The following is a 23249-nucleotide window of genomic DNA, read 5'->3' as shown; positions in this document are numbered from 1 at the left end:
TTACGTTAAGTCGTTCAAGGCAGATACGATAGCACGAGGCCGAAGATGGCACAGGCGAGCAGCAATTTGATGGTTCCCATTTGAAACCTGATCAGCGCCACGCCGGCCGCCAGCGCGATGACGAGGGCCAGCCAGTCCCAGTGGGGCAGCAGACTTTCTTGCCAGAAGACATGGCGGCCAAAGAACAAGGCCAGGCTGGCGATGACGCCCACCACGGCCGCCGAGATGGCGCTCAGGGGCGCGCTCAGGCGCAGATTGCCGCGCGACGCTTCCACCAGCGGTGCGCCAGCCAGGATGAAGATGAACGAGGGCAGGAAGGTGAACCAGCTGGCGACCAGCGCGCCGCACATGCCCGCCAGCCACAGGTTGCTGCCCAGCACGGCATGGCTCCAGCCGCCGACAAAGCCGATGAAGGCGACGATCATGATCAGGGGGCCGGGCGTCGTTTCGCCCAGGGCCAGGCCATCCATCATCTGCGCGCTCGTGATCCAGTGGTAATGATCGACGGCGCCCTGCACCAGGTAGGGCAGCACGGCATACGCGCCGCCGAACGTCAGCAGGGCCGCCTTGCTGAAAAACACGCCCATCTGCGCCAGCGGCCGGTCGGCCCCGCCCGCCAGCGCCAGGCCCAGCCAGGTGACGAAAGCCAGCGCCAGGCCCAGCGCGCAGGTGGCCAGCAGGCGCGGCCATTTGAGCTGCGCGTGCTGCGGCGTGGGCGTGTCGTCATCGATCAGGGCGGCACCATAGCGGGCCGCACCGCCATGTTGCGTGCCGCCGGCTTGAAAATGGGTGGGTAGCCAGCGCCCGCCCGCCATGCCCAGCAGGGCGGCGGCGAGCACGATCAAGGGAAATGGCAGCTGTAGCACGGCGATGGCGACAAATGCCGCCGCCGCGATGGCCATCAGGGCGGGGCTGCGCAAGGTGCGCCGGCCCAGGCGCCAGGCGGCCGCCAGCACGATGGCGACGACGGCCGGCTTGATGCCGTACAGGATGCCGGCGATGGCGGCCACGTGGCCATACGCCATGTAGAGCCAGGACAGGGCGATCAGCACCAGCAGCGAGGGCAGCAGGAATAGCAGGCCCGCCACCAGGGCGCCGCGCGTGCGGTGCATCAGCCAGCCGATGTAGATGGCCAGCTGGGTCGCTTCCGGCCCCGGCAGCAGCATGCAGTAATTGAGGGCGTGCAGGAAACGCTGCTCGGAAATCCAGCGCCGCTTTTCCACCAGTTCCGCATGCATCATGGCGATTTGCCCGGCCGGGCCGCCAAAGCTGACACAGCCCAGCTTGAGCCAGTACCAGAAGGCGCTGCGCAGGCTGACGGGGGCGGGACGGGGCAGGTTGGCGTTCTCGTGCATGGCGGCTGGCTGGCAAAGGCGGGGACGTAAAAAAGGGGAAGCCTGAGCTCCCCCTTTCATCATTGGCGGCTGGGCGAACCCGGCGCGCTTATGGACGTTGCGTGTTGACCTGGATCAACGGCTCATCCGATTGCGGCGGCAATGGCTTGCGTTCGCGCGGCTTGCGCACGGGAGCGACTGCCTTGGCGGCCGCTTCCTGCGCCAGACGCAGTTTTTCCGGATCGGTGGCAGCCAGGGTCAGGCCGGCCGAACCGAGCACCGCGTTCAAGTCCAGCGGCGCCGCTGCTGGCGCGGCAGGTGCCGGGGCGGGAGCAGCGACCGGTGCAGGAGCAGGAGCAACGACCGGTGCAGGAGCAGCGACAGGTGCTGGCGCAGGAGCAACTTCGGCAACCACCGGGGCGGCTTCCGCCACGGCCGGTGCCGCTTCGGCGACTGGCGCTGCTTCAGCCACGGTGACGGTTTCCACGACCGCAACCGTTTCCACGACCGGTGCCGCTTCGACGATGACTTCCGCTGGAGCAGGCGCTGGCGCAGGTGCCGGTGCGGCTTCCGCTTTCTCGGCAAAGCTGTACTCGGCAGCTGGTACCGGCTCGGCAGCGGCCGGTTCAGCTTGCGCTGCAGCCACTTCGACAGGGGCTTGCGCTACGACCGGTGCAGCAGCTGGCGCGGCTGCAGCGGCAGGAGCGGCTTCTTCGGCCTTGGCGATCTCCACCACCTTGGCTACTTCCACCACTTCCACCACTTCGACCACTTCCACGACGGCAGCTTCCACCGGCGCAGCGACGGCGACGACCGCGGCGGCAGCCACGACGGCGACCGGAGCGGCATCAGCGGCAGCTTCCGGCGCCGGAGCGACTGTAAAGCTGATCACTGGCGCGTCCTGGCCTTCGTTTTCGCCATTTGCCGATTCGATCAGCTCGCCCGTTTCACGGTCGCGGCGGTTGCGGTTGCGGCCACCACGACGGCGGCGGCGGCGCGGTTCTTCGCCTTCCACGTCGTTTTCCGTCTCTTCGCCTTCAGGGCCGGCATTCGCCGGCGCTTTCAGCAAGCTCGTTGGTGCGGCGTCGGATTCGGGGCCGTTTGTCGCTACGACCACGTTGATGGCGCTGGCGCTGGCGCCAACCAATGCCAGTTCGTCAGCTTTCACTTCAGCAACAACCGCCTTGTCGGCGCGTGGTTCGCGGCCTTCGCGTGGCTGGCGTGGCGGACGTTCGGCACGTTCCGGACGCTCTGCGCGCTCGGGACGTTCCGCGCGTTCAGGACGTTCACCGCGTTCGCGTGGTGCCGCTGCCGTATCGCCGTTCTCGCGGGCTTCACGCGGTTCGCGTGGCGGACGCGGCGGGCGTGGCGGACGGGCCGCCTTTTCCAGTGCTTCCGCTTCTTTCGCCGCGTCGTCCTGGGCTGGGCGGCCCTGGCCTGGTTCGCGCTCTTCGCGGCCAGGCTTGCCGTTGCGGCCACGGCCACGCGGGCCACGGCTGTTGCGGTCGCCGCGGTCCGTGCCGGCCGGCTTGGCCGGTGCGACAGGGGCGGGCGCTGGCGCCACCGGTGCAGGGGCGCCGGTGAAGAAGCTGATGATCTTGGCGATCAGGCCTTGCGGTGCGGCAGGCGCGGCCACTGGAGCCGGTTTCGCTTCGACGGGCTTGCGCTCGACCAGCGGTGCCGGCTGGTCAGGCGTGATCGTCTTGACGACGGCTTCCTGGCGCGGCTTGGCTTCTTCCTTCTGACGCTTGCTGTACGCCATGTCGGTTTCAGCGCTTTCGGCCAAGTTGTAGCTGGCCTGGCTGTCTTCCAGACGCGGATCGTCGTGCTTGATGCGTTCGAGCTTGTAGTGCGGCGTTTCCAGATGCTTGTTCGGGATCAGGATCACGGCGATGCGGTGGCGGTTCTCGATCTTCAGCACTTCGCCGCGTTTTTCGTTCAGCAGGAAGGCGCCCACGTCCACGGGCACTTGCACGTGGATGGTGGCCGAGTTTTCCTTCATCGCTTCTTCCTGGATGATGCGCAGCACCTGCAGGGCGGACGATTCCGTATCGCGGATGTGGCCGGTGCCGGAGCAGCGCGGGCACGTCACGTGCGAGCCTTCGGACAGCGAAGGGCGCAGGCGCTGGCGCGACAGTTCCATCAGGCCGAAGCGGGAAATCTTGCCCATTTGTACACGGGCACGGTCATGGTGCAGCGCATCTTTCAGGCGCTGTTCCACTTCGCGCTGGTTTTTTGCCACTTCCATGTCGATGAAGTCGATGACGATCAAGCCGCCCAGGTCGCGCAAACGCAGCTGGCGGGCCACTTCTTCGGCGGCTTCGCAGTTGGTGTTGAAGGCGGTCGTCTCGATGTCCGAGCCGCGCGTGGCGCGGGCCGAGTTGACGTCGACGGAGACCAGCGCTTCCGTGTGGTCGATGACGATGGCACCGCCCGATGGCAGCGGCACGGTGCGGCTGTAGGCCGTTTCGATCTGGTGTTCGATCTGGAAGCGCGAGAACAGCGGCACGTCGTCGCTGTAGCGTTTTACGCGGTGCACCATGTCGGGCATCACGTGGCTCATGAACTGGTGCGCCTGGTCGTAGATCTCGTCGGTGTCGATCAGGATCTCGCCGATGTCGGGCTGGAAGTAGTCGCGGATGGCGCGGATGACGAGCGAGGATTCCTGGTAGATCAGGAACGCGCCGTTGGCCGACTTGCCGGCGCCTTCGATGGCGCGCCACAGTTGCATCAGGTAATTCAAGTCCCACTGCAGTTCATCGACGTTGCGGCCGATGCCGGCGGTGCGGGCAATCACGGACATGCCAGCAGGCAAGTCCAGTTTATCCATGGTTTCGCGCAATTCCTGGCGCTCTTCCCCTTCCACGCGGCGCGATACGCCACCGCCACGCGGGTTGTTCGGCATCAAGACCAGGTAACGGCCGGCCAGCGAGACGAACGAAGTCAGGGCGGCGCCCTTGTTGCCGCGCTCTTCCTTTTCCACCTGCACCATGATTTCCTGGCCTTCGCGCAGCGCTTCCTTGACGGAGGCGTTACGTACGTCGACGCCTTCGCGGAAATACGTGCGGGCAACTTCCTTGAAAGGCAGGAAGCCGTGGCGGTCTTCGCCATAGCTGACGAAGCACGCTTCGAGCGATGGCTCGATGCGCGTGATCACGCCCTTGTAGATGTTGGATTTGCGCTGTTCGCGCCCGGCTGTCTCGATATCGATGTCGATCAGTTTTTGTCCGTCGACAATCGCTACGCGCAGTTCTTCTTGCTGCGTGGCATTAAACAACATGCGTTTCATTTTTATAACTCCGCGACCCGTAGGCCATCTCAAAGCCGCTTCCGGGGAAGCGGCGAAGTACAGGGATATATGCGAGAACGGGAGTGCTGGCGGGGGAAATGCCTTAGCGTGCGGAGCAACAACGCGTACGAGGTATACGTTACGGCCGCAACAGGCGCGGTGAGGTCAATCGTCATGCCGAGTGCACAGGACACTTGCAACTCATCTGAAACAGCCCGGATGAGAATGAACTGCATCGGGGGCAGAGAATGCAAGTGGTCAGCAAATTCAGAGCCAAAATCGTTAGCCGGCTCATTACAGGGATCGCGATGGCGAGGCTTGGCCTCAGCCTATCATCGACAACCCTCAGTATTTGGCCACATACGGGGTTTGGCGAAAACGGCAAGCGTTATCAACTTCATCAACCCGCGAGCCCGACTCGATAAGTCGCGCTAACGGGTACTTATCCTTATAATCCCACACTCACTTCAGCATCTCCACGCCTTATCCGATTACAACTACGGTGCAACCTTGATTCGCGCGGGGATGGTGCATATACATTTTTTTCCACCGAATTTGCAATTTGGCGAGGCCGGTGGAGACGCCCCTGTGTAAAATGTGCTTTTATTCTTACACTCGCAGCAGCCAGGGCCGCAGCAAAAACAATTATATATTCAAAATGAAGGACTTAGAGAGATTTCTGGGAAGACATAGTAAATGAAGAGTCAAAATGATGTTGTTCCCCCTTCAACACCCCCGGTTCAGCCGCAAGCCCAATTCGTCACGATCGCCGAGGAAGAAGCAGGCCAGCGTATCGACAACTACTTATTAAGAGTGTGCAAGGGAGTGCCTAAAAGCCACATCTACCGGATCTTGCGATCGGGAGAAGTGCGGGTAAATAAAGGCCGTATCGATCAGCTGTACCGTCTCGCCGCCGGCGACGTGGTGCGCATTCCACCCGTGCGCGTGGCCGAAAAGGCGCCCACGGGCGCGCCGGCCGCCGAATTCAAGATCATCTTCGAAGATGCGCAACTGCTCGTCATCGACAAGCCGGCCGGCGTGGCCGTGCATGGCGGCTCGGGCGTGTCGTTCGGCGTGATCGAGCAATTGCGCGCCTCGCGCCCCGACGCCAAGTTTTTGGAACTGGTGCACCGCCTGGACCGCGACACGTCCGGCTTGCTGTTGCTGGCAAAGAAACGTTCCGCGTTGACGAACCTGCACGAACAGATGCGCGACGGCGTCACCGACAAGCGCTATCTGGTGCTGGTGGCCGGCGACTGGAAGAATGCTCGCCAGCATATCAAGTTGCCGCTGCATAAATATACGACGGCCGAAGGCGAACGCCGGGTGGCCGTGCAGGCCGATGGCCTGGCGTCGCACACGGTGTTTTCACTGTTGCATAAATATCACAACTTCGCCTTGCTGGAAGCGGAATTGAAGACGGGACGCACGCACCAGATCCGCGTGCACCTGTCGTCGTCCGGTTTCCCCATCGCCGGCGACGATAAATATGGCGACTTTGCCCTCAACCGTGCCCTGTTGAAGGCCGACAGCACGCGCGGCGCCCTGAAGCGCATGTTCCTGCACGCGCACCAGATCACGTTTACGCACCCTGAAACGGGCAAGACGATGACCCTGAACGCACCGCTGGCTGCCGAATGCGAGCGTTTCTTGGTAAGCTTGGGCAAACCATTGGCCGTTGCCGCGCGATAGTTATCAAACGCGTGCGGGGACGCTACCCACAAGGTAGTCAGTCGCCATCATTCATTCTCAAGGAGCCGGCGGCTATGCCGTCGGGAAACATGGCAAGAAAGCAATTTGATCTGATCGTCTTCGATTGGGACGGTACCCTGATAGACAGTACCTCGACCATCGTCAAGTGCATCCAGGCATCGGCCAAAGACCTGGGCTTGCCCATTCCCACCGAGTTGCTGGCCTCGCACGTGATCGGCCTGGGCTTGCAGGAGGCGATGCAGCTGGTGATGCCCGATGTGGAGCCGAAATTCCATGCGCGCATGGCCGAACGCTACCGTTATCACTATCTGTCGCGCGACCATGAGCTGACCCTGTTTCCCGGCGTACAAGAGATGCTGCTCGAACTCTCGCAGCAAGCGTACTTTCTCGCCGTCGCCACGGGCAAGAGTCGTGTCGGCCTGAACCGCTCCTTGAATGCCGTCAAGCTGCTGTCCCTGTTCGATGCGACGCGCTGCGCCGATGAAACCTTTTCCAAGCCCCATCCGGCCATGCTGCAGGAACTGACGCGCGAACTGGGGCAGGACATGCGCCGCACCGTGATGATCGGCGACACCAGCCATGATTTGTTGATGGCAAGCAATGCAGGCGCGGCCGGTATTGCCGTAGAGTATGGAGCGCATCCGGTCGAGCAGTTACAGGCTTGCAATCCCCTGTATTCGGCCGCCACGGTGGCCGACCTGCACCAATGGCTGAGCGAGCACGCATGATGGGCGATGTCGTGGAAATCCTGATTTGCGCCGCCGACGCCGTGGCCGACGGCGGCAAGGGCGTGCGTTTTCCCGTCTCGGCCGGCGGCGAGGCGACCACGGGCTTTGTCGTGCGCCATGGCGGCAAGGCGTATGGCTACCTGAACCGCTGCGCCCACGTACCGATCGAGCTGGACTGGGCCGAAGGCGAGTTTTTCGAGTCCAGCGGCTTGTACCTGATGTGCTCGACGCATGGCGCCATCTATGTGCCGGAGAGCGGCTATTGCGCGGGCGGCCCCTGCAAGGGCGGGCGCTTGCGGCCGATTTCCGTGGCCGAGCGCGATGGCCAGCTGTACTGGCAGCCCGACGAGTATGTCCAGCCGCTGCCGGCCTGAAGCCCGGTGCAGGCATTATTGTAATTTAAACAAAGTGAACCATGAGCGATAACACGAATGACAAGCTGGACAGCAGCGCGCCAGCCGCCGGCCACGGCGCCCCTGCGGGGAACTGGGAGCGCGACGTGCTGGAAAAGCTGGTATTTGCCACTTTGCAAGAACAACGCGCGCACCGCCGCTGGAGCATCTTCTTCAAGGTCTTCGGCCTGCTGATCGTGTTATTCGCCCTGTGGGTGTTTTATGACTACAACACGGCCGACGACGGCGAGACCCTGGGGCGTCATACGGCCCTGATCGACATCAGCGGCGCCATCGAGTCCGAAGGCAGCGGCTCGGCCGCCGTCGTCATTCCCGCGCTGGACAAGGCGTTTTCCGACGCCGGCTCCGTGGCCGTGGTGCTGCATATTAATAGTCCGGGCGGCAGTCCCGTGCAGGCGGGCATGATCGTCGACGAGATGCAGCGCCTGCGCAAGGGCTATCCGGACAAGCCCCTGTATGTGGTGGTCGATGAAATGTGCGCCTCGGGCGGCTATTACATCGCGGCCGCCGCCGACCGCATCTACGTCAACAAGGCCAGCGTGGTCGGCTCCATCGGCGTGCTGATGGATGGCTTCGGCTTCACGGGCGTGATGGAAAAGGTGGGCGTCGAGCGCCGGCTGCTGACGGCGGGCGAGAACAAGGGGTTCATGGACCCGTTCAGCCCCCTGACGGACAAGCACAAGGCGTATGCACAGAGCATGCTCAATGAAATCCACCAGCAATTCATCGAGGTGGTGCGCGCGGGACGGGGCAAGCGGCTGAAGGAAACGCCGGACACGTTCTCGGGTCTGTACTGGACGGGCGCGAAAGCCGTGGAAATGGGCCTGGCCGACGATTTCGGCACGGTCGACAGCGTGGCCCGCGACGTCGTCAAGGCGGAGGACATCGTCGACTATACGCAGCATGAAGGCTTGCCGGAGCGGGTGCTGAAGAAGTTCGGCGCCGCCATGGGTGCCGGCGCCATGAAGGCGGCCGTACAGCAGTCACAACCGGCGTTGCGCTGATGACATGACTCTTGGCTGGCAGGCAAGCCAGTCGAGAATGATTTTCAATAAGGTGGTAAATTGGCTTGAAAAAGGGGCGGCTTGGGCTATAGTAAAGGCGTAGTTCTTTTCAAGGAGGGGCGATATATCAACTATGTTGTCAGTACTAACTTGATTGGCAGGTCTTGGAACTACTCGCCGCATCGCAGATGTGGTTTTGAGTGAATTTACATTCCTCACTAAAGTCCCGATGGGGCTTGGGAACGGCGGCGCAATGCCGCCGTTTCCTTTTGTGCGTCGTGCGTGCTCGATGGACCGGTGTTGCCGGATGTTGTGTCTGGGAGTGCTGGCAAGGCAGGCATGCGAAGGCAGGGCATGGCTGGTCGGATGGGCCGCGCTCAGACGGCGCAGCCGTTGCAGTGCGCGGGCAGGGGCGGAGCGCTTGCCAGCAGGGCTGCCACTGCACTGGTGCTGACCTCGGGCGGCATGTCCGCCATGGCGGGCGCGGTGTCGGTTTCCGCGTTCGCATCCGCGTGCGCAAAACCGCCCAGTTCCAGCCAGCACATGAAATGGCATTGCGCCTCGGCATGCCAATGCGTCTGCTTCGCTGGCGCTGGCGGCGTGTCCGTCTCCTGCGGCGCAGGGGCGTTGCGCCAGCGCGCCACGCCGAGTCTGACCTTGTGCATGGCCGCTTGTTCCGCGGCGATGCGCGAGCGCATGTCAGCGACGCTGCCTTGTAAGGCGATGGTATCGGTATGCTTCATACAATGTCCTTATGAGTCGTTGCCTGGTTATTATTCCTAAAGTCCGTTAGGCGGATTCCTAACGAAGTTTCAGTCTATCAATGCGATATTCCGAGCGCTTGATCTATCTCAAAGGAATCGGCCATTTATATCGAAATCTCACCTTGTACTTCAACTTATCTGTGCCTGCGCAAGGCTGGTGTGCCTCCGCGGCCCGGCGCAGGGCCGCTTCACGCTGCCAGCCGCTTCTGGTAAAGTCACGCCCATGAGTAAATTATCCCTAGACCGCATCCTGCAATCGCAGGGTTTTGGCACCCGTAAATATTGCCGTTCCCTCATCGAGGATGGCGATGTCGTCATCGATGGCGTCACCCAGACCAATTACCGCACCACCGTCGAGACCGACGGCCTGGTGCTGCACGTGTTCGAAGAAGAGTGGGTGTACCGCGCGCACCTGTACCTGGCGCTGAACAAGCCCGCCAACTTTGAATGCTCGCGCAAGCCCAGCCATCATCCCGGCGTGCTGACCCTGCTGCCGGAACAGTTCACCTGGCGCGAAGTCCAGCCCGTCGGCCGGCTCGACCACGATACGACCGGCATGCTGCTGATGTCCGACGATGGCCCCTTTATCCATGCGCAATCGTCGCCGAAGCGTCACGTTCCGAAGATTTACCAGGCCACCACGCAAGAGCCCGTGACCGATGAACTGGTGGCCCTGTTGCTGGCTGGCGTGCAATTGCATGACGAACCTGCCCCGCTGGCGGCCCTCGTCTGTGTCAAGCGGGGAGAGCACCAGCTGGAAATCGTGCTCGAGCAAGGCAAATACCACCAGGTCAAGCGCATGCTGGCTGCCGCCGGCAACCATTGCAGCGCGCTGCACCGTTCCGCCATCGGCAGCCTGACCCTGGAGTCGCTGGGCATCGCCGAAGGCGAGTGGTGTTATCTGACCCCCGAACAGATCGCCCTCCTGGCCTAACTCTCCCTGAGCACCGAAGCCGGGTTTTCCCGGCTTTTTGGCGTATTTGGCCTCCTATTGCCCGCATTTGACGAAGTTTTCCGTACATGAAATTAGCTACACTGAAGGATGGCACGCGCGACGGCCAGCTGGCGGTCGTCTCGCGCGACCTGAAAACGGCTCATCTGGCCGACGGCATCGCCTCGACCCTGCAAAAGGCGCTCGACGACTGGAGTTTCATCGCGCCCCAGCTGGATTTACTGTACCAGACCATCAATAGCGGCCGCGGTCATCGCGCCTTCGAGTTCGATCCCGCCAATTGCATGGCGCCCTTGCCGCGCAGCAGCCTGCGCGTGGCCGGCGCTTCCTACCTGCAGCAGATCGAGCGGGCCTGCAAGGCGGCGGGAACTGAAGTGCCCGCGAATCTGCGCGACGCGCCGCGCATGTACCAGGGCGCCAGCGACGATTTCCTCGGCGCCCACGATGAGATCACTCTGGCGCACGCACAGTGGGGCATCGACTACGAAGCGGGCATTGCCGCCATCACGGATGATGTGGCCATGGGCTCCACGCCCGACCAGGCGCACCTGAACATCAAGCTGTTGATGCTGGTCAACGACGTCACCCTGCGCAACCTGGCGCCGGATGAGCAGGCCGGCGGCTATGGCTTCCTGCAGGCGAAACCGGCGATGGCGTGCTCGCCCGTCGCCATCACGCCCGACGAGCTGGGCGACGCCTGGCGCGGCGGCAAGGTGCATTACGCCTTGCGTTGCAGCCTGAACGGCAAGTTGACGGGCCAGCCCCACGCGGGCGCCGACATGGCGTTCAATTACCCGCAATTGCTCGCCCATCTGTGCCAGACGCGCAACGCGCGCGCCGGCAGCGTGGTCAGCGCGGGCGGGGTCGCCAACAAGGAAGTCAAGAAGGGTTTTTCCAGTATCGTTGAGCGACGTAACCAGGAGATGATTGCCGATGGCGTCGCCAGCACGCCGTACTTGCTGTTCGGCGATGTGGTCCGCCTGGAGATGCTGGGCGATGACGGTAAGTCCCTGTTCGGCGCGATAGAACAAACCGTGAAACAGGCCGAAGCGCGCAAGTCCCGCTAAGGTTTCTGGAGAGCAAAGGAAAAGCAGGGGATTCGCCCTCCTTTTCCCTTGATGGCGTTGTGATGATTGAACCGATAATGCTCCATGCCCAGTCCGTATTGCGCCTAGCCAGGCTGCAGGACTTCACCGGAGTTGATTGATGTCGGAAGACAGCGACGCAGAAAAGACCGAAGCCGCGTCACCGAAGCGCCTCGAGCAGGCGCGTGAGGAAGGCGATGTTCCGCGATCGCGTGAAGTGGCCACGTTTACGGTGCTGATGGCGTCCGGCTGCTGTCTGTGGTTTGCCGGCGACGCCATCGTGCGGCGGCTGACGGCCGTCATGGTTTCCGGGCTGACCCTGGACCGGGAGCAAATCCTCAATCCCGACGCGATGATGTTACGCATCGGCTACGACGTGGGCTCCGTCCTGCTCACTTGCCTGCCGTACGCGCTGGCCATCATGCTCGTCGCGCTGGCCTCGCCCGTGCTGGTGGGCGGCTGGCTGTTCAGTTCCAAGGCGTTTACCCCCAATTTTGGCAAGCTCAACCCGATTCGCGGCCTGGGCAATATGTTTTCGAAGAATGCGCTGGTGGAGTTGCTCAAGGCTATCGCCAAGACCCTCGTCGTCGGCGTCGTCGCCTGGATGGTGATGCAGCATCAAAAGGATGCCGTGCTGGGCCTGTCGGTGGAATCCCTGCGCGCCGGTTCGGCCCATCTGATCAGCCTGTTGATCACGGCCTTTTTGCTGATCGTGGGCGCGCTGGGTCTGATCGCTGCCATCGATGGCCCCTACCAGATGTGGCACTACGCCAACAAGATGAAAATGTCCTTGCAGGAAGTCAAGCAAGAGGCGAAGGAGTCGGACGGCAATCCGCAGATCAAGGCGAAGATCCGCCAGATGCAGCATGAAATGTCGCGCCGCCGCATGATGGCCGACGTGCCCACGGCCGACGTGGTGGTGACCAATCCGACCCACTACGCGGTGGCCCTGAAGTACGGCGAGAATTCGCGCGGCGCGCCGCAGGTGGTGGCCAAGGGCATCGACGAGGTGGCGGCGAAGATCCGCGAACTGGCGGGCGAACACAAGGTCGCCATCCTGGAAGCGCCCGCCCTGGCGCGCGCGCTGTACCAGCACACGGACATCGGCGACGAGATTCCCGAGGCGCTGTATGGCGCCGTGGCCGAAGTGCTGGCATATGTGTTCCAGCTGCGCAGCTACGGCAAGGGCCAGGGCGAGCGCCCCGACAAGCCGAAAAAACTCGACGTGCCGCCCGAGCTCGATCCGCTCGACCCCGCATCGCAGACCAAACCCGCGGCAGACGCGGCAGACAAGAATAAAGGAAGTACACCATGAACGGCCTGAGATTGCCAGCCTGGCTCAGCGGAATGGGCAACAACGCCAGCAAGGGCATCGCCGCGCCGGTCATCATCATCATGCTGCTGGCGATGATGGTGCTGCCGCTGCCGGCCTTCATCCTCGACATCTTCTTCAGCTTTAATATTGCGCTGTCCATCATCGTGCTGCTGACGGCGCTGTACACGGTCAAGCCGCTCGACTTCATGGCGTTTCCCACCATCCTGCTCGTGTCGACCATGCTGCGCCTGTCGCTGAACGTGGCGTCCACGCGCGTCGTGCTGACGGAAGGCCATACGGGCGCCGACGCGGCCGGCAAGGTGATCGAAGCGTTCGGTCACTTCTTGATTGGCGGTAATTACACGGTCGGTATCGTGGTGTTTATCATTTTGACGATCATCAACTTTACCGTCGTGACCAAGGGCGCGGGCCGTATCGCCGAGGTGGGCGCCCGCTTTGCGCTGGACGCCATGCCTGGTAAACAGATGGCCATCGATGCCGACCTGAACGCCGGCCTGATCGGCGAAGACGAAGCGCGCCGCCGCCGCACGGAAGTGGCGCAGGAAGCGGAATTCTATGGCGCCATGGATGGTGCCAGCAAATATGTGCGCGGCGACGCCATCGCCGGCATCATGGTCACCGTCATCAATATCGTCGGCGGCCTGCTGGTGGGCTTGCTGCAGCACGACATGGGCTTTGCCGATGCACTCAAGAACTACACCCTGCTGGCCATCGGTGACGGCCTGGTGGCGCAGATTCCTTCGCTGATCATTTCCACGGCGGCCGGTATCGTCGTCTCGCGCGTGGCCAGCGAACAGGACATCGGCACCCAGCTGGTCGGTCAATTGTTTGCGAAACCGCAAGTGTTGTACATTACCGCCGGCATCATCGGCGGCATGGGCTTGATTCCCGGCATGCCGAACATGGTCTTCATCCTGCTGGCGTCATTGCTGGCCGGTTCCGCCTATCTGATCAGCAAGAAACGCACGCAGGAAAAAGCGGCGGCCGAAAAGCCGGCCGAGGCGCCGCAAGCGACCGTGGCGCCCGAGCAGGAAGAGGCCAGCTGGCAAGACATCATGCCCGTCGACACCCTGGGCCTGGAAGTGGGCTACCGTTTGATTCCCTTGGTCGACAAGACGCAGGGTGGCGAATTGCTCAAGCGTATCAAAGGCATCCGCAAGAAATTTGCCCAGGAAGTGGGCTTTTTGGCGCCGCCCGTGCATATCCGCGACAACCTGGAATTGAAGCCGTCCGCCTACCGCATCACGCTCAAGGGCGTGGAAGTGGGCGTGGGCGAAGCGTTCAACGGCCAGTTCCTGGCGATTAATCCCGGCATGGCCAGCGGCACCTTGCCGGGCTTGGCCACCAACGACCCCGCCTTCGGCTTGCCCGCCACCTGGATCGACGCCAGCTTGCGCGACCAGGCGCAATCGATGGGCTACACGGTTGTCGACGCGGGCACCGTGGTGGCCACGCATTTGAACCACCTGATCACCTCGCACGCTTCCGAGTTGCTGGGCCGCGCGGAAGTGCAGTCCCTGCTCGATCACCTGGGCAAGGAGTCGCCGCGCCTGGTGGAAGACCTGGTGCCGAAGATGCTGTCGCTGTCCACCCTGCAGAAGGTGCTGCAGAACCTGCTGGCCGAAGGCGTGCACATCCGCGACATGCGCACCATCATCGAAACCCTGGCCGAGCATACGGTGCAGACGCAAGACCCGAACGACCTCACGGCGCTGGTGCGCGTGGCCCTGGGTCGCGCCATCGTGCAGCAGCTGTTCCCCGGCGCGGCCGAACTGTCCGTGATGACCCTGGACAGCCGCCTGGAGCGCCTGCTGATGCAGGCGATGGGCAATGGCGGCGACGGTGCCGGCATTGAGCCGGGCCTGGCCGACACCATCGCCCACCAGGCGGGCCTGGCCGCGCAGCAGCAGGAAGCGCTGGGCCTGACGCCAGTGTTGCTGGTGCCGGCGCCGCTGCGCGCCCTGCTGTCGCGCTTCCTGCGCCGCGCCTTGCCGCAGCTCAAAGTGCTGTCGCATGCGGAAGTGCCGGAAACCAAGACGATCCGCGTCACCAGTCTGGTGGGCGCGCAATAAACCCATGCAAAGGGCCGGGGTCGAACCCTGAGGGTTCGACCCCGGTTTTTGCTTTGGGTTAAAAAAAGCGTAATTTCCTCCCGGCAAACTGAATAACGGGTACTTTCCCGTCCTGTTCCTTCGATCATTTCCTCCAAGCATCGCTAATAATGGAAACTGTCCGGGTGATCTGTGTCCATGTGGAAGACAGCACCCAAGCAACAGGAGTCGATGATGGTCACACAGTTCAGCCCATATTGCGCCACCCCCGCCCTGGGAGGCCGGTCATGAATGTGAAGAAATTTACGGGCGCCTCGTCGCGCGATGCGCTGCGCAAGGTGCGCGAAGCATTGGGCCCCGACGCCGTGATCCTGTCGAACCGCCAGGCCGATGGCGTGGTGGAAATCCTCGCGCTGGCCAACGATGATGCCGCTTCGCTGGCCTCGCCGCCGGCCGCGTCCGAAATGGCCCAGCCCCGTCCTCAGTTGCAGACCCAGTTCGCCACGCCGCAGCGTCCGGCCGCCCCGGCCCAGCGCCCGGCCGCGCCCCGTCCCGCCGCGCCGCGCCAGGCAGCCGGCGAGCCAGTGGACATGGCCCGCATGCAGCAGATGATGGCCAGCGCGCTGGCGCACGTCAAGGAAAACGCCGCCGCCGAGATGAGCGGCATGATGAATGAAATCCGCGCCATGCGCGGCATGATGGAAACCCAGTTGGCGGAAATCTCGTGGGGTTCGACCCAGCAGCGCGAGCCGCAAAAAGCCGTCGTGCTGCGCGAGATGCTGGCCGCCGGTTTCTCGGCCAGCCTGGCGCGCTACCTGATCGACAAGCTGCCCGCCGGCCTCGACGGCGCGCAAAGCATGCGCTGGATCAAGACGGTTTTGAGCCGCAACCTGAACACGGTCGCCAACGAAGACGCGATGCTGGAGCAGGGCGGCGTATTCGCCCTGGTGGGTCCGACCGGCGTCGGCAAGACCACCAGCACGGCCAAGCTGGCGGCCCGCTGCGTGATGCGCCACGGTCCGGAAAAACTGGCCCTGATCACCACGGACGCCTACCGTATCGGCGCGCACGAACAGCTGCGCATCTACGGCAAGATCCTCGGCGTGATGGTGCATTCGGTGAAGGATGAGGCGGACTTGCGCATCGCCCTGAAGGAACTCAAGAACAAGCACACGGTGCTGATCGATACGGTGGGCGTGAGCCAGCGCGACCAGATGGTGACGGAGCAGGTGGCCATGCTGTCGGGTGCCGGCGCCGACGTCAAGCGTTTGCTGTGCCTGAACTCCACGGCGACGCAGGAAACGCTGAACGAAGTGGTGCGCGCCTACCAGGGCAGCGGCCTGGCCGGCTGCATCATGACCAAGCTCGATGAAGCGGCGTCGATCGGCAACGTGCTCGACGTGGTGATCCGCCAGAAGCTGAACCTGTTTTATGTGTCGAACGGCCAGCGCGTGCCGGAAGACCTGTACCTGGCCGACCGCGGCTACCTGATCGACCGCGCCTTCAAGCTCAAGCGCGATGCGGCGGCGACGCAGTTTTCCGATGCCGAACTGCCGCTGCTGATGGCGCAGGCGGCCGCCCGCAACCACGAAGCGCGCGGGGTGCACCTTGGCTAATTTCGATTTCGACCAGGCCGAGGGCTTGCGCCGCATGCTGGCCGGCCCGCAGCCGCGCGTCATGACGTTCCTCTCGGCCACGCCGCAGGACGACAAGGGCGCCATGCTGGTCAACCTGGGCGCTTCGCTCGTCTACGGCGGCAATGACGTGCTGCTGCTCGACGCCAGCGGCGGCGGCGACGGCGTGGCGGCACGGCTGGGACTGGCCCACGGCGCCAGCCTGCGCGACGTGGCGCGCCAGCAGTGCGGCTTGAACCAGGTCATCCACCAGGTGCCGCAAGGCTTCGGCGTGGCCAGCCTGGGCGCGCGCAACCACCTGATGGACAGCATGGACTATGCGGGCGAGGACGAACTGCGCCGCCTGGGCAAGACCTTCGAGGTGCTGGCGCGCCAGAGCGGCATCGTGCTGGTCGACGGCGTCGTGGCAGACGAGGGCGATTGCTTCCCCGTGCCGCTGATGGCTTCGTCGGATATCGTGGTGCAAGTGTCGACCAGCGCCACCTCGATCAAGGCCGCGTACTGCCTGATCAAGCGCCTGAGCCAGGAACTGGGACGCCGGCCGTTCGGCATTCTCGTCACCGGCGCTTCCGAATCCGAGGCAAAAGTGGTATACGATAATATGGCGCAGGCGGCGAGCCGCTACCTGGCCGTGAAGCTGACCTCGATGGGTTCGGTGCCTGCCGATGAATATCTGCACCGCGCGGCGCGCCTGGGCCGCAGCGTGGTCGATGCGTTTCCGCTGGCGGGCGCCTCGGTGGCGTTTCGCGGACTGGCCGAGCGGCTGGCCCGTTCGGCGGCGCCGGTGCTTGGCGGCACCTTGTACCAGACGGGGAGCCCGCACCAGTTCAGCGCCTGACACCAACCGTAGCACCAGATAAGACGAGAAAACAATAAGCAGCCTATGTACACGGTCAAAGGGAAATCGAACAAGGACTATTTGCTGACGGAGCACATTCCGCTGGTGAAGCGTCTGGCGCACCATATGAAGGCGAAATTGCCGCCTTCGGTCGAGGTCGATGACCTGATCCAGGCCGGCATGATCGGCTTGCTCGATGCCATTAGCCGCTATGAAGAGACGCATGGCGCGCAGTTCGAGACGTATGCCGTGCTGCGCATCCGCGGCGCCATGCTCGACGAATTGCGCACCAGCGACTGGCTGCCGCGCAGCATGCGCCAGAACATGCGCAAGATCGAAGAGGCGATGAGCACCTTGCAGCAGCGCCTCGGCCATCCGCCGACCGAGTCGGAAGTGGCCAAGCTGCTGAAAATGTCGCTGGCCGACTACCAGGAAATGCTGGGCGACGGCGGCGGCCACCAGTTGGTGTACTACGAAGACTTTCATGACCCGGACGGCAATGACAGCTTCCTCGACCGCCACTGCGTGGACGAGGACAGCGACCCCTTGCGTTCCCTGCTCGATACCGATTTCCGGCAATCCGTGATCGATGCCATCGACGCGCTGCCGCCACGCGAGAAAATACTCATGGGCCTGTATTACGAAGAAGAGCTGAACCTGAAGGAGATCGGCGCGGTGATGGGCGTGTCCGAATCGCGCGTCTCGCAGCTGCACACCCAGGCCGTCGCGCGCCTGCGCGCAACCTTGAGGGAGCAGGCGTGGACTGGTCCAGCGTAATCGGGCTGGCGCTGGCGCTGGCGGGCCTGCTGGTCGGCCAGGCACTGGAAGGCGGCAAGATGGCCTCCCTGCTGCAGCCGGCCGCCTTCGCCATCGTCATCATCGGCACCTTCGGCGCCGTGCTGCTGCAGACGCGGCTGCGCACTTTTGTCCGCGGGCTGGAAATGCTGCGCTGGGTCTTCCTGCCGCCGGCCGACACCCGGGCCGCGCTGGCGCGCGACATCGGACTATGGAGCCTGACGGCGCGCCGCGACGGCCCGCTGGCGCTCGAGCGCCTGATGGAAAACACGGCCGACCGCTTCAACGCCAAGGGCTTGCGCATGATCGTCGACGGCATCGCGCCCGACAAGCTGCGTCAGCTGCTCGACGTGGAGATTACCGCCTACGAACTGGCCGAGCGCCAGGCCGTCAAGGTGTGGGAATCGGCGGCCGGCTATTCGCCCACCATCGGCATCCTGGGGGCCGTGCTGGGCTTGATCCACGTGATGGAAAACCTTACCGACCCGAGCAAACTGGGCAGCGGCATCGCCGTCGCGTTTGTCTCGACGATTTATGGCGTCGGCCTGGCCAATCTGCTGTTCCTGCCGGTGGCCAATAAACTCAAGGCCATCGTCTCGCGCCGCGTGGTGCAGTATGAAATCACGGCCGCCGTGCTGTACGACATCGCCACGGGCGACCATACGCGCATCATCGAAGAGCGCGTCTCCAGCCTGCTTCACGAGCACTGAGCGAGCACTGAGCATGATGCGGCGCGCGCGCAGGAAGTATGACGAGGAACCGGACAACCAGGACCGCTGGCTGATCTCGTATGCCGACTTCATCACTTTGCTGTTCGCGTTTTTCGTCGTCATGTATGCGATCTCGCAAGTCAATGAAGGCAAATACCGCGTCTTCCAGAACGCCATCGGCCAGGCCTTCAGCCTGGAAAAGGGCGCGCCGCCCATCATCATGGAAGCGCCGCAAGCCATTCCGCTGCCCAATCCCGCCCTGAAACGCCGCACGGAAGCCATCCGCCGCGAGCGCGAACACATGACGCGCCTGGCGCAGGACCTGACGTCCACGCTGGCGCCGCTGGTCAAGGAAGGCAAGGTCCGCGTGACGCAGACGAGCCGCGGCGTCAGCGTGGAAATCAATGCCAGCGTGCTGTTCGACCCGGGCGCGGCGCGCCTGACGGCGGAATCGGACCAGGCCCTGCGCGCCGTCGCCGTGCTGCTCAAGGACGACACGCACGACGTGCAGGTGGAAGGGCATACGGACGTCCAGCCGATCAGCAATTCGACCTTTGCCTCGAACTGGGAATTGTCGGCCGCCCGCGCCAGCGCGGTGGTGCGCCTGTTCATCGCCAGCGGCGTGCAGGCTTCACGCCTGACGGCCGTGGGCCACGCCGACAACATCCCCGTGGCGCCGAACGCCACGCCGGAAGGACGGGCGCGCAACCGCCGCGTGGCCGTGACGATCTTGTCCGGCATCCCGGAAACGGTGACGGAAGTGCCGACGCCGCCGCCGGCCAACTAGGACGGGTTTTTCGGGCCGGCAGGGCGTGGGGCATGTCATTTGCTGGTCATACTGGAATGCTAGGCTGACGCCCTTCTTTTCAGCTACCAGGTCCATCCCATGTCTTACTCCAGAACATTGCTTGCTTCGGCCATCGTCATCGTGTTGAGTGTTGCCGCCTGCGGCGGCGACAGCAACCCGGCCGGCAGCGTGCCGCCGCTACCCGCCGGCCGCTGGATCGCCGGCGACCTGCACACCCACACCACCCAATCGGCCGACGCCGATGTCAGCCAGACCTTGGACAAGGTGCTGGCCAAGGCCTTTGCCACGTATGGACTCGACTGGATGGCGCTGTCGAACCATTTGCGCGTCTCCACGCGCGATGCGCTGGGCGCGCCGCTGGCGGCGCCGATTCCCATGTCCATCGGCGCCGGGCGTTATGAAATTCCGCGCGTGCAGGCCTTGCAGGCTGGCGGCAGCTACGCCGACAAGCTGATCTTCTCGGGCTTCGAGTGGGACATGCCGACCCACGACCACGTCGGCATCGGCCTGTTCGAAGGGGCGGACAAACTGACCGCCAGCACGCGGGGCATGAAGGAGTTCGAATACCTGTTTACCACGCGCGACGCGGCCATGTTCGACGCCGCCGACGTCGCGGCATGGAAAGCGAAATACGGCGACACCCGCTACAACAAGACGGCTGCCGATGCGCTGCAAGCGATCAACTGGCTGAAACAGAATTACCCGGAAACCAGCTACGCCGTCATCAACCATCCGTCGCGCAACAAGGGCAGCTACAGCATCGCCGACTTGCGCGCCTTCAACGATGCGGCGCCGAACATCATGTTCGCCATCGAGGGCATGGTCGGCAACCAGATGGAACCGGACCGGGGCGGCTACACGGCCGCCTACACGGACGAGAATGCGCCGCTGCGCGTGTATGGCGGCGTCGACTACGTGGTGGCCAAGCTGGGCGGGCCATGGGATGCGCTGCTGGGCGAGGGGCGCCGCATCTGGAACCTGACCGATTCGGATACGCACTTCAAGATTGTCGGCGGCAACAGCAGTGGTTATTTCCCCGGCGAGTATGCGAAGAACTATGTGTTCAACAGCGCGCAGGGCGCGCCGCTGGCGAAGGACTTGCTGGCCGGCTTGCGTTCGGGCAAGATGTTCTCCACTTATGGCGACCTGATCAATGCGCTTGATTTCAACCTGGCCAGCAAGGACGACCGCAAGGAGATGGGCGGCGAGCTGAAGGTCGCCAGCGGCGAGAAAGTCACGATCACCATCCGCTTCCGGAGCCCGGCCAAAAACAACTACGAAAAGCCCGTCGACAGCGGCGTGGCCGCCAACGTCAAGCCCGTGGTTGACCACGTCGACCTGATCGTCGGCGATGTGGGCGCGAAGGCGGTGGCGGGCACGCCGGCCTACAATGTTGCCGGCAATGCCAGCACGCGCGTGCTCAAGCGCTTCACCAGTGCGGACTGGAAAGTCGGGGCCGACGGCTACGCCAGCGTGAGCTACGAAACGACGGCGGCGAAGAACCAGTATTTCCGCCTGCGCGGCACCAATCTGGGCACCGATGTCGCCGGCCTGACGCAGGGCGGCGAGCCGCTGGCCGACCAGCGCACGGGCACGACGGACAGTCCCCAGCGTTTTAACGACATCAACGACCGCAATTACCGCAGCCTGTGGTTCTATTCGAATCCCGTGTTTGTTACCTTGCGTTGATAGTGTAGGCGGCCGCGCGTTGCCGGATGGGGCGGGTGGGAGCCTGATTCAGTTCCCGCTTGGTACAATCGCGGCCTTCTATCTTTTATTTCTTCATCATGAAAAGCAGTTCCCAGGGCGGTCTCGTCTACTCTACCGAAACGGGCCGCATGTGTCCCGCATGCCGCCAGCCGCTGGCGCAATGCGCGTGCAAGGCGCAAGCCAGGACGGCGCCGGCGGGCGACGGCGTGGTGCGCGTGTCGCGCCAGACCAAGGGGCGCGGCGGCAAGAGCGTCACCGTGGTCAAGGGCTTGCCGCTGGACGCCATCGCCCTGGCCCTGCTGGGCAAGCAGTTGCGCACGCAGTGCGGCTCGGGCGGCACGGTCAAGGATGGCGTGGTCGAAGTGCAGGGTGACCATGTGGACGCCATCCTGGCCGCGCTGGTGAAGCTGGGCCACCAGCCGAAAAAGGCCGGCGGCTAGCCGGGGCGCGTACGTGCGGCACTGTGTCGCGCGCCTGTGGTAACGTGCGTTTCCTTTTATGTGCCACCTCCTATGAACAGCAAACTGACCGGCATCGCCATCGCCGCTGCCATCGCGGCAGTGCTGGCGCTCGTGTACTGGCCCGCGCCCGACGGCGGCACTCCGGACGCTGCTGCCACCGCTGCCGCCAGCGCGCCGCCGGGACGCAGCCTGGCATCGTATCTGAATATCGATGCCGCCCCGGCCGCCGGTGCCGCGCCCGTTCCCGTGACACTCGCGCAGCAGCTTGCGCGCCTGGGCGTCAGCGGCAAGCCGGAAGACGCGTATGCGGCCTACAATCTGCTCGATGACTGTATTTCTTTTGAGAAAGATGGCCGGTTGCCGGGGCTGGAATTCGAACTGGGACGCGAGATGACGGCGGAAGAAAAAGCCGCCCAGCAGCAGCTGTGCGCGGGCCTGACGCAGCGCCAGCGCGAGGACCGCCTGGGCTATCTGGCCACGGCCGCGAAGGCGGGCGTGCCGGGCGCGGCCACCCTGTTCCTGTCGGAAGGCCCGTTCGGCGACCGCAGCGCGCTGCGCAACCGTCCCGACGACCCGCTGGTGCAGGCGTGGAAGCGGCAAGCCATCGCCCAGCTGACGGCGCAGGCGGATGAGGCGGAACTGACCAGCGTGGCTACCCTGATGATGGCGTATTTGCGCGATGGCGACGTGGTGCGGAAAGACGCGCCGCAGGCGTATGGCTACCTGCTGGCCCTGCGCCTCGTGTACGACGACATCCTCGCCCCCGGCGTTACCAATCCCTACCAGGATGACTACTGGCACTGGCTGCAAGACGAGCTGACGCCGGAGCAGCAAGCCGCCGCCAGCGCCAAGGCGCACGCCATCGCGGCGAAGTTCCGCCAGCATACGGGCCGCCCCGCGCACGGCTGAGGGGCGACCATGCGCCGAGCACGCGGCGCTTCAATTCCGGCGCGGCGTGTCAGGACCCGTCAGGCCAGCGTCTTGCGGCGCCGTATGCCATACCCCACCAGCCCCAGTCCCGCCAGCAGCATGGCATAGGTTTCCGGTTCGGGCACGGCCGTGGTGATGGAAATGTCCAGCACGGAATCACGCACGCCGACGCCCGTCGCCACCATGGTGTAGGTGCCTGCTCCCAGCAGTCCGCTGAAGGTGGAATGGGCGAAGCTGCCCAGTACGCCCGTGAACGTATCCGATTGCACCAGGTTGTTGCTGGAGTCGAACAAGTCGATGTTGACCCCGGTCAGGCGGGGACCGAAGTCGTTGGCGCCCGTGACCAGCCAGGCGGCGTTGCCCGTGAACGATTGCACGCCGCTGCCGACCGTAAACGTGGTCGTTTGCAGCAGCGAACCACGCTCCGTCGTGAAGGTGTCGATGAACAGCGTGTCTTGCGCCAGCAGCGGTGTAGCCACCACGGCAGTCGAGACGAGATGGTTATAAAACACGGCTTGCGTGTCCGCCTGCGCGCCCGGCGCCAGCAGGGCGCTGCCGAGCAGCAGCGCCGCGCCAGCCTTGGATATTGAGATAGCGTTCATATCGTGCTCCAGATGGTCTTGCGATTGAATGGCGTGCGTCATGGCGCAGCGCGAATGCGCAGGCTGACGCGTCAGAATGGATTAGCTATGCC

General features: G+C 63.8%; 20 protein-coding genes. 16 read left to right on the top strand and 4 right to left on the bottom strand.

Annotated features, from left to right (window positions below; genetic code table 11):
- Positions 1 to 14: 14 nt before the first annotated feature.
- Positions 15 to 1355, bottom strand: a complete 1341-nt coding sequence (chrA, locus tag AC0V2Y_RS21335; protein WP_475414571.1) for a chromate efflux transporter — start codon at positions 1353 to 1355, stop codon at positions 15 to 17.
- Positions 1356 to 1443: 88 nt separating this feature from the next.
- On the bottom strand, positions 1444 to 4623 hold the full coding sequence (locus AC0V2Y_RS21330) for an Rne/Rng family ribonuclease (RefSeq protein WP_475414570.1): 3180 nt from the start codon (positions 4621 to 4623) through the stop codon (positions 1444 to 1446).
- Positions 4624 to 5319: 696 nt separating this feature from the next.
- On the opposite strand from AC0V2Y_RS21330, the gene AC0V2Y_RS21325 reads away from it, so the two are divergent.
- From AC0V2Y_RS21325 to AC0V2Y_RS21310, 4 genes are all read left to right on the top strand, one after another.
- Positions 5320 to 6315: an RluA family pseudouridine synthase gene (locus AC0V2Y_RS21325; RefSeq protein WP_034785281.1), complete on the top strand. Its 996-nt coding sequence runs from the start codon at positions 5320 to 5322 to the stop codon at positions 6313 to 6315.
- A gap of 89 nt (positions 6316 to 6404) precedes the next feature.
- A complete protein-coding gene (locus AC0V2Y_RS21320) occupies positions 6405 to 7064 on the top strand; it encodes an HAD-IA family hydrolase (protein ID WP_475414569.1) in 660 nt (219 codons plus the stop codon).
- Positions 7061 to 7438 (top strand): Rieske (2Fe-2S) protein, encoded by a 378-nt coding sequence (locus AC0V2Y_RS21315; RefSeq protein WP_475414568.1) that lies wholly within the window; start codon positions 7061 to 7063, stop codon positions 7436 to 7438. Before AC0V2Y_RS21320 ends, AC0V2Y_RS21315 begins: the two co-directional genes overlap by 4 nt.
- A 41-nt stretch (positions 7439 to 7479) precedes the next feature.
- A complete protein-coding gene (locus AC0V2Y_RS21310; protein ID WP_475414567.1) occupies positions 7480 to 8481 on the top strand; it encodes a S49 family peptidase in 1002 nt (333 codons plus the stop codon).
- Positions 8482 to 8858: 377 nt separating this feature from the next.
- Here the strand turns inward: AC0V2Y_RS21310 and AC0V2Y_RS21305 are convergent, their stop codons facing one another.
- Positions 8859 to 9224, bottom strand: coding sequence for a hypothetical protein (locus AC0V2Y_RS21305; protein WP_475414566.1), 366 nt, complete (start codon positions 9222 to 9224; stop codon positions 8859 to 8861).
- 244 nt (positions 9225 to 9468) lie between these two features.
- On the opposite strand from AC0V2Y_RS21305, the gene AC0V2Y_RS21300 reads away from it, so the two are divergent.
- The 12 genes from AC0V2Y_RS21300 (at position 9469) to AC0V2Y_RS21245 (ending at position 22534) form a co-directional block, all read left to right on the top strand.
- Complete coding sequence (locus AC0V2Y_RS21300) at positions 9469 to 10179, top strand: pseudouridine synthase (RefSeq protein WP_070289165.1); 711 nt, start codon at positions 9469 to 9471, stop codon at positions 10177 to 10179.
- A gap of 86 nt (positions 10180 to 10265) precedes the next feature.
- On the top strand, positions 10266 to 11264 hold the full coding sequence (locus AC0V2Y_RS21295) for a fumarylacetoacetate hydrolase family protein (RefSeq protein ID WP_475414565.1): 999 nt from the start codon (positions 10266 to 10268) through the stop codon (positions 11262 to 11264).
- 139 nt (positions 11265 to 11403) lie between these two features.
- Positions 11404 to 12597: a flagellar biosynthesis protein FlhB gene (flhB, locus tag AC0V2Y_RS21290; RefSeq protein ID WP_475414564.1), complete on the top strand. Its 1194-nt coding sequence runs from the start codon at positions 11404 to 11406 to the stop codon at positions 12595 to 12597.
- Entirely contained in the window at positions 12594 to 14690 is a 2097-nt protein-coding gene (flhA, locus tag AC0V2Y_RS21285; RefSeq protein WP_475414563.1) for a flagellar biosynthesis protein FlhA, read from the top strand. The genes flhB and flhA overlap by 4 nt, the downstream gene beginning before the upstream one ends.
- 266 nt (positions 14691 to 14956) lie before the next feature.
- Positions 14957 to 16285, top strand: coding sequence for a flagellar biosynthesis protein FlhF (flhF, locus tag AC0V2Y_RS21280; RefSeq protein ID WP_475414562.1), 1329 nt, complete (start codon positions 14957 to 14959; stop codon positions 16283 to 16285).
- Positions 16278 to 17141: a MinD/ParA family ATP-binding protein gene (locus AC0V2Y_RS21275; protein ID WP_475414561.1), complete on the top strand. Its 864-nt coding sequence runs from the start codon at positions 16278 to 16280 to the stop codon at positions 17139 to 17141. The genes flhF and AC0V2Y_RS21275 overlap by 8 nt, the downstream gene beginning before the upstream one ends.
- A gap of 45 nt (positions 17142 to 17186) precedes the next feature.
- On the top strand, positions 17187 to 17918 hold the full coding sequence (locus AC0V2Y_RS21270; RefSeq protein ID WP_010400804.1) for an RNA polymerase sigma factor FliA: 732 nt from the start codon (positions 17187 to 17189) through the stop codon (positions 17916 to 17918).
- Positions 17900 to 18646: a flagellar motor protein gene (locus tag AC0V2Y_RS21265; RefSeq protein WP_475414560.1), complete on the top strand. Its 747-nt coding sequence runs from the start codon at positions 17900 to 17902 to the stop codon at positions 18644 to 18646. Before AC0V2Y_RS21270 ends, AC0V2Y_RS21265 begins: the two co-directional genes overlap by 19 nt.
- A 16-nt stretch (positions 18647 to 18662) precedes the next feature.
- Positions 18663 to 19433 carry a flagellar motor protein MotD gene (gene motD / locus AC0V2Y_RS21260; protein ID WP_475414606.1) on the top strand — a complete coding sequence of 257 codons (771 nt, stop codon included), beginning with the start codon at positions 18663 to 18665 and terminating at the stop codon, positions 19431 to 19433.
- A gap of 99 nt (positions 19434 to 19532) precedes the next feature.
- The gene (locus AC0V2Y_RS21255; protein WP_475414559.1) at positions 19533 to 21143 is read left to right on the top strand and encodes a CehA/McbA family metallohydrolase domain-containing protein; all 1611 of its coding nucleotides are present in this window, start codon (positions 19533 to 19535) and stop codon (positions 21141 to 21143) included.
- A 98-nt stretch (positions 21144 to 21241) separates the two neighbouring features.
- Positions 21242 to 21604, top strand: coding sequence for a translation initiation factor Sui1 (locus AC0V2Y_RS21250; RefSeq protein WP_475414558.1), 363 nt, complete (start codon positions 21242 to 21244; stop codon positions 21602 to 21604).
- 72 nt (positions 21605 to 21676) lie between these two features.
- Positions 21677 to 22534 (top strand): hypothetical protein, encoded by an 858-nt coding sequence (locus AC0V2Y_RS21245; RefSeq protein ID WP_475414557.1) that lies wholly within the window; start codon positions 21677 to 21679, stop codon positions 22532 to 22534.
- Positions 22535 to 22593: 59 nt separating this feature from the next.
- Here the strand turns inward: AC0V2Y_RS21245 and AC0V2Y_RS21240 are convergent, their stop codons facing one another.
- Positions 22594 to 23157 (bottom strand): FxDxF family PEP-CTERM protein, encoded by a 564-nt coding sequence (locus tag AC0V2Y_RS21240; protein ID WP_475414556.1) that lies wholly within the window; start codon positions 23155 to 23157, stop codon positions 22594 to 22596.
- Between the last annotated feature and the right edge of the window lie 92 nt (positions 23158 to 23249).

The sequence above is a fragment of the Janthinobacterium sp. BHSEK genome (genome assembly GCF_056174685.1).
This window is presented reverse-complemented; position numbering and strand designations above follow the sequence as displayed.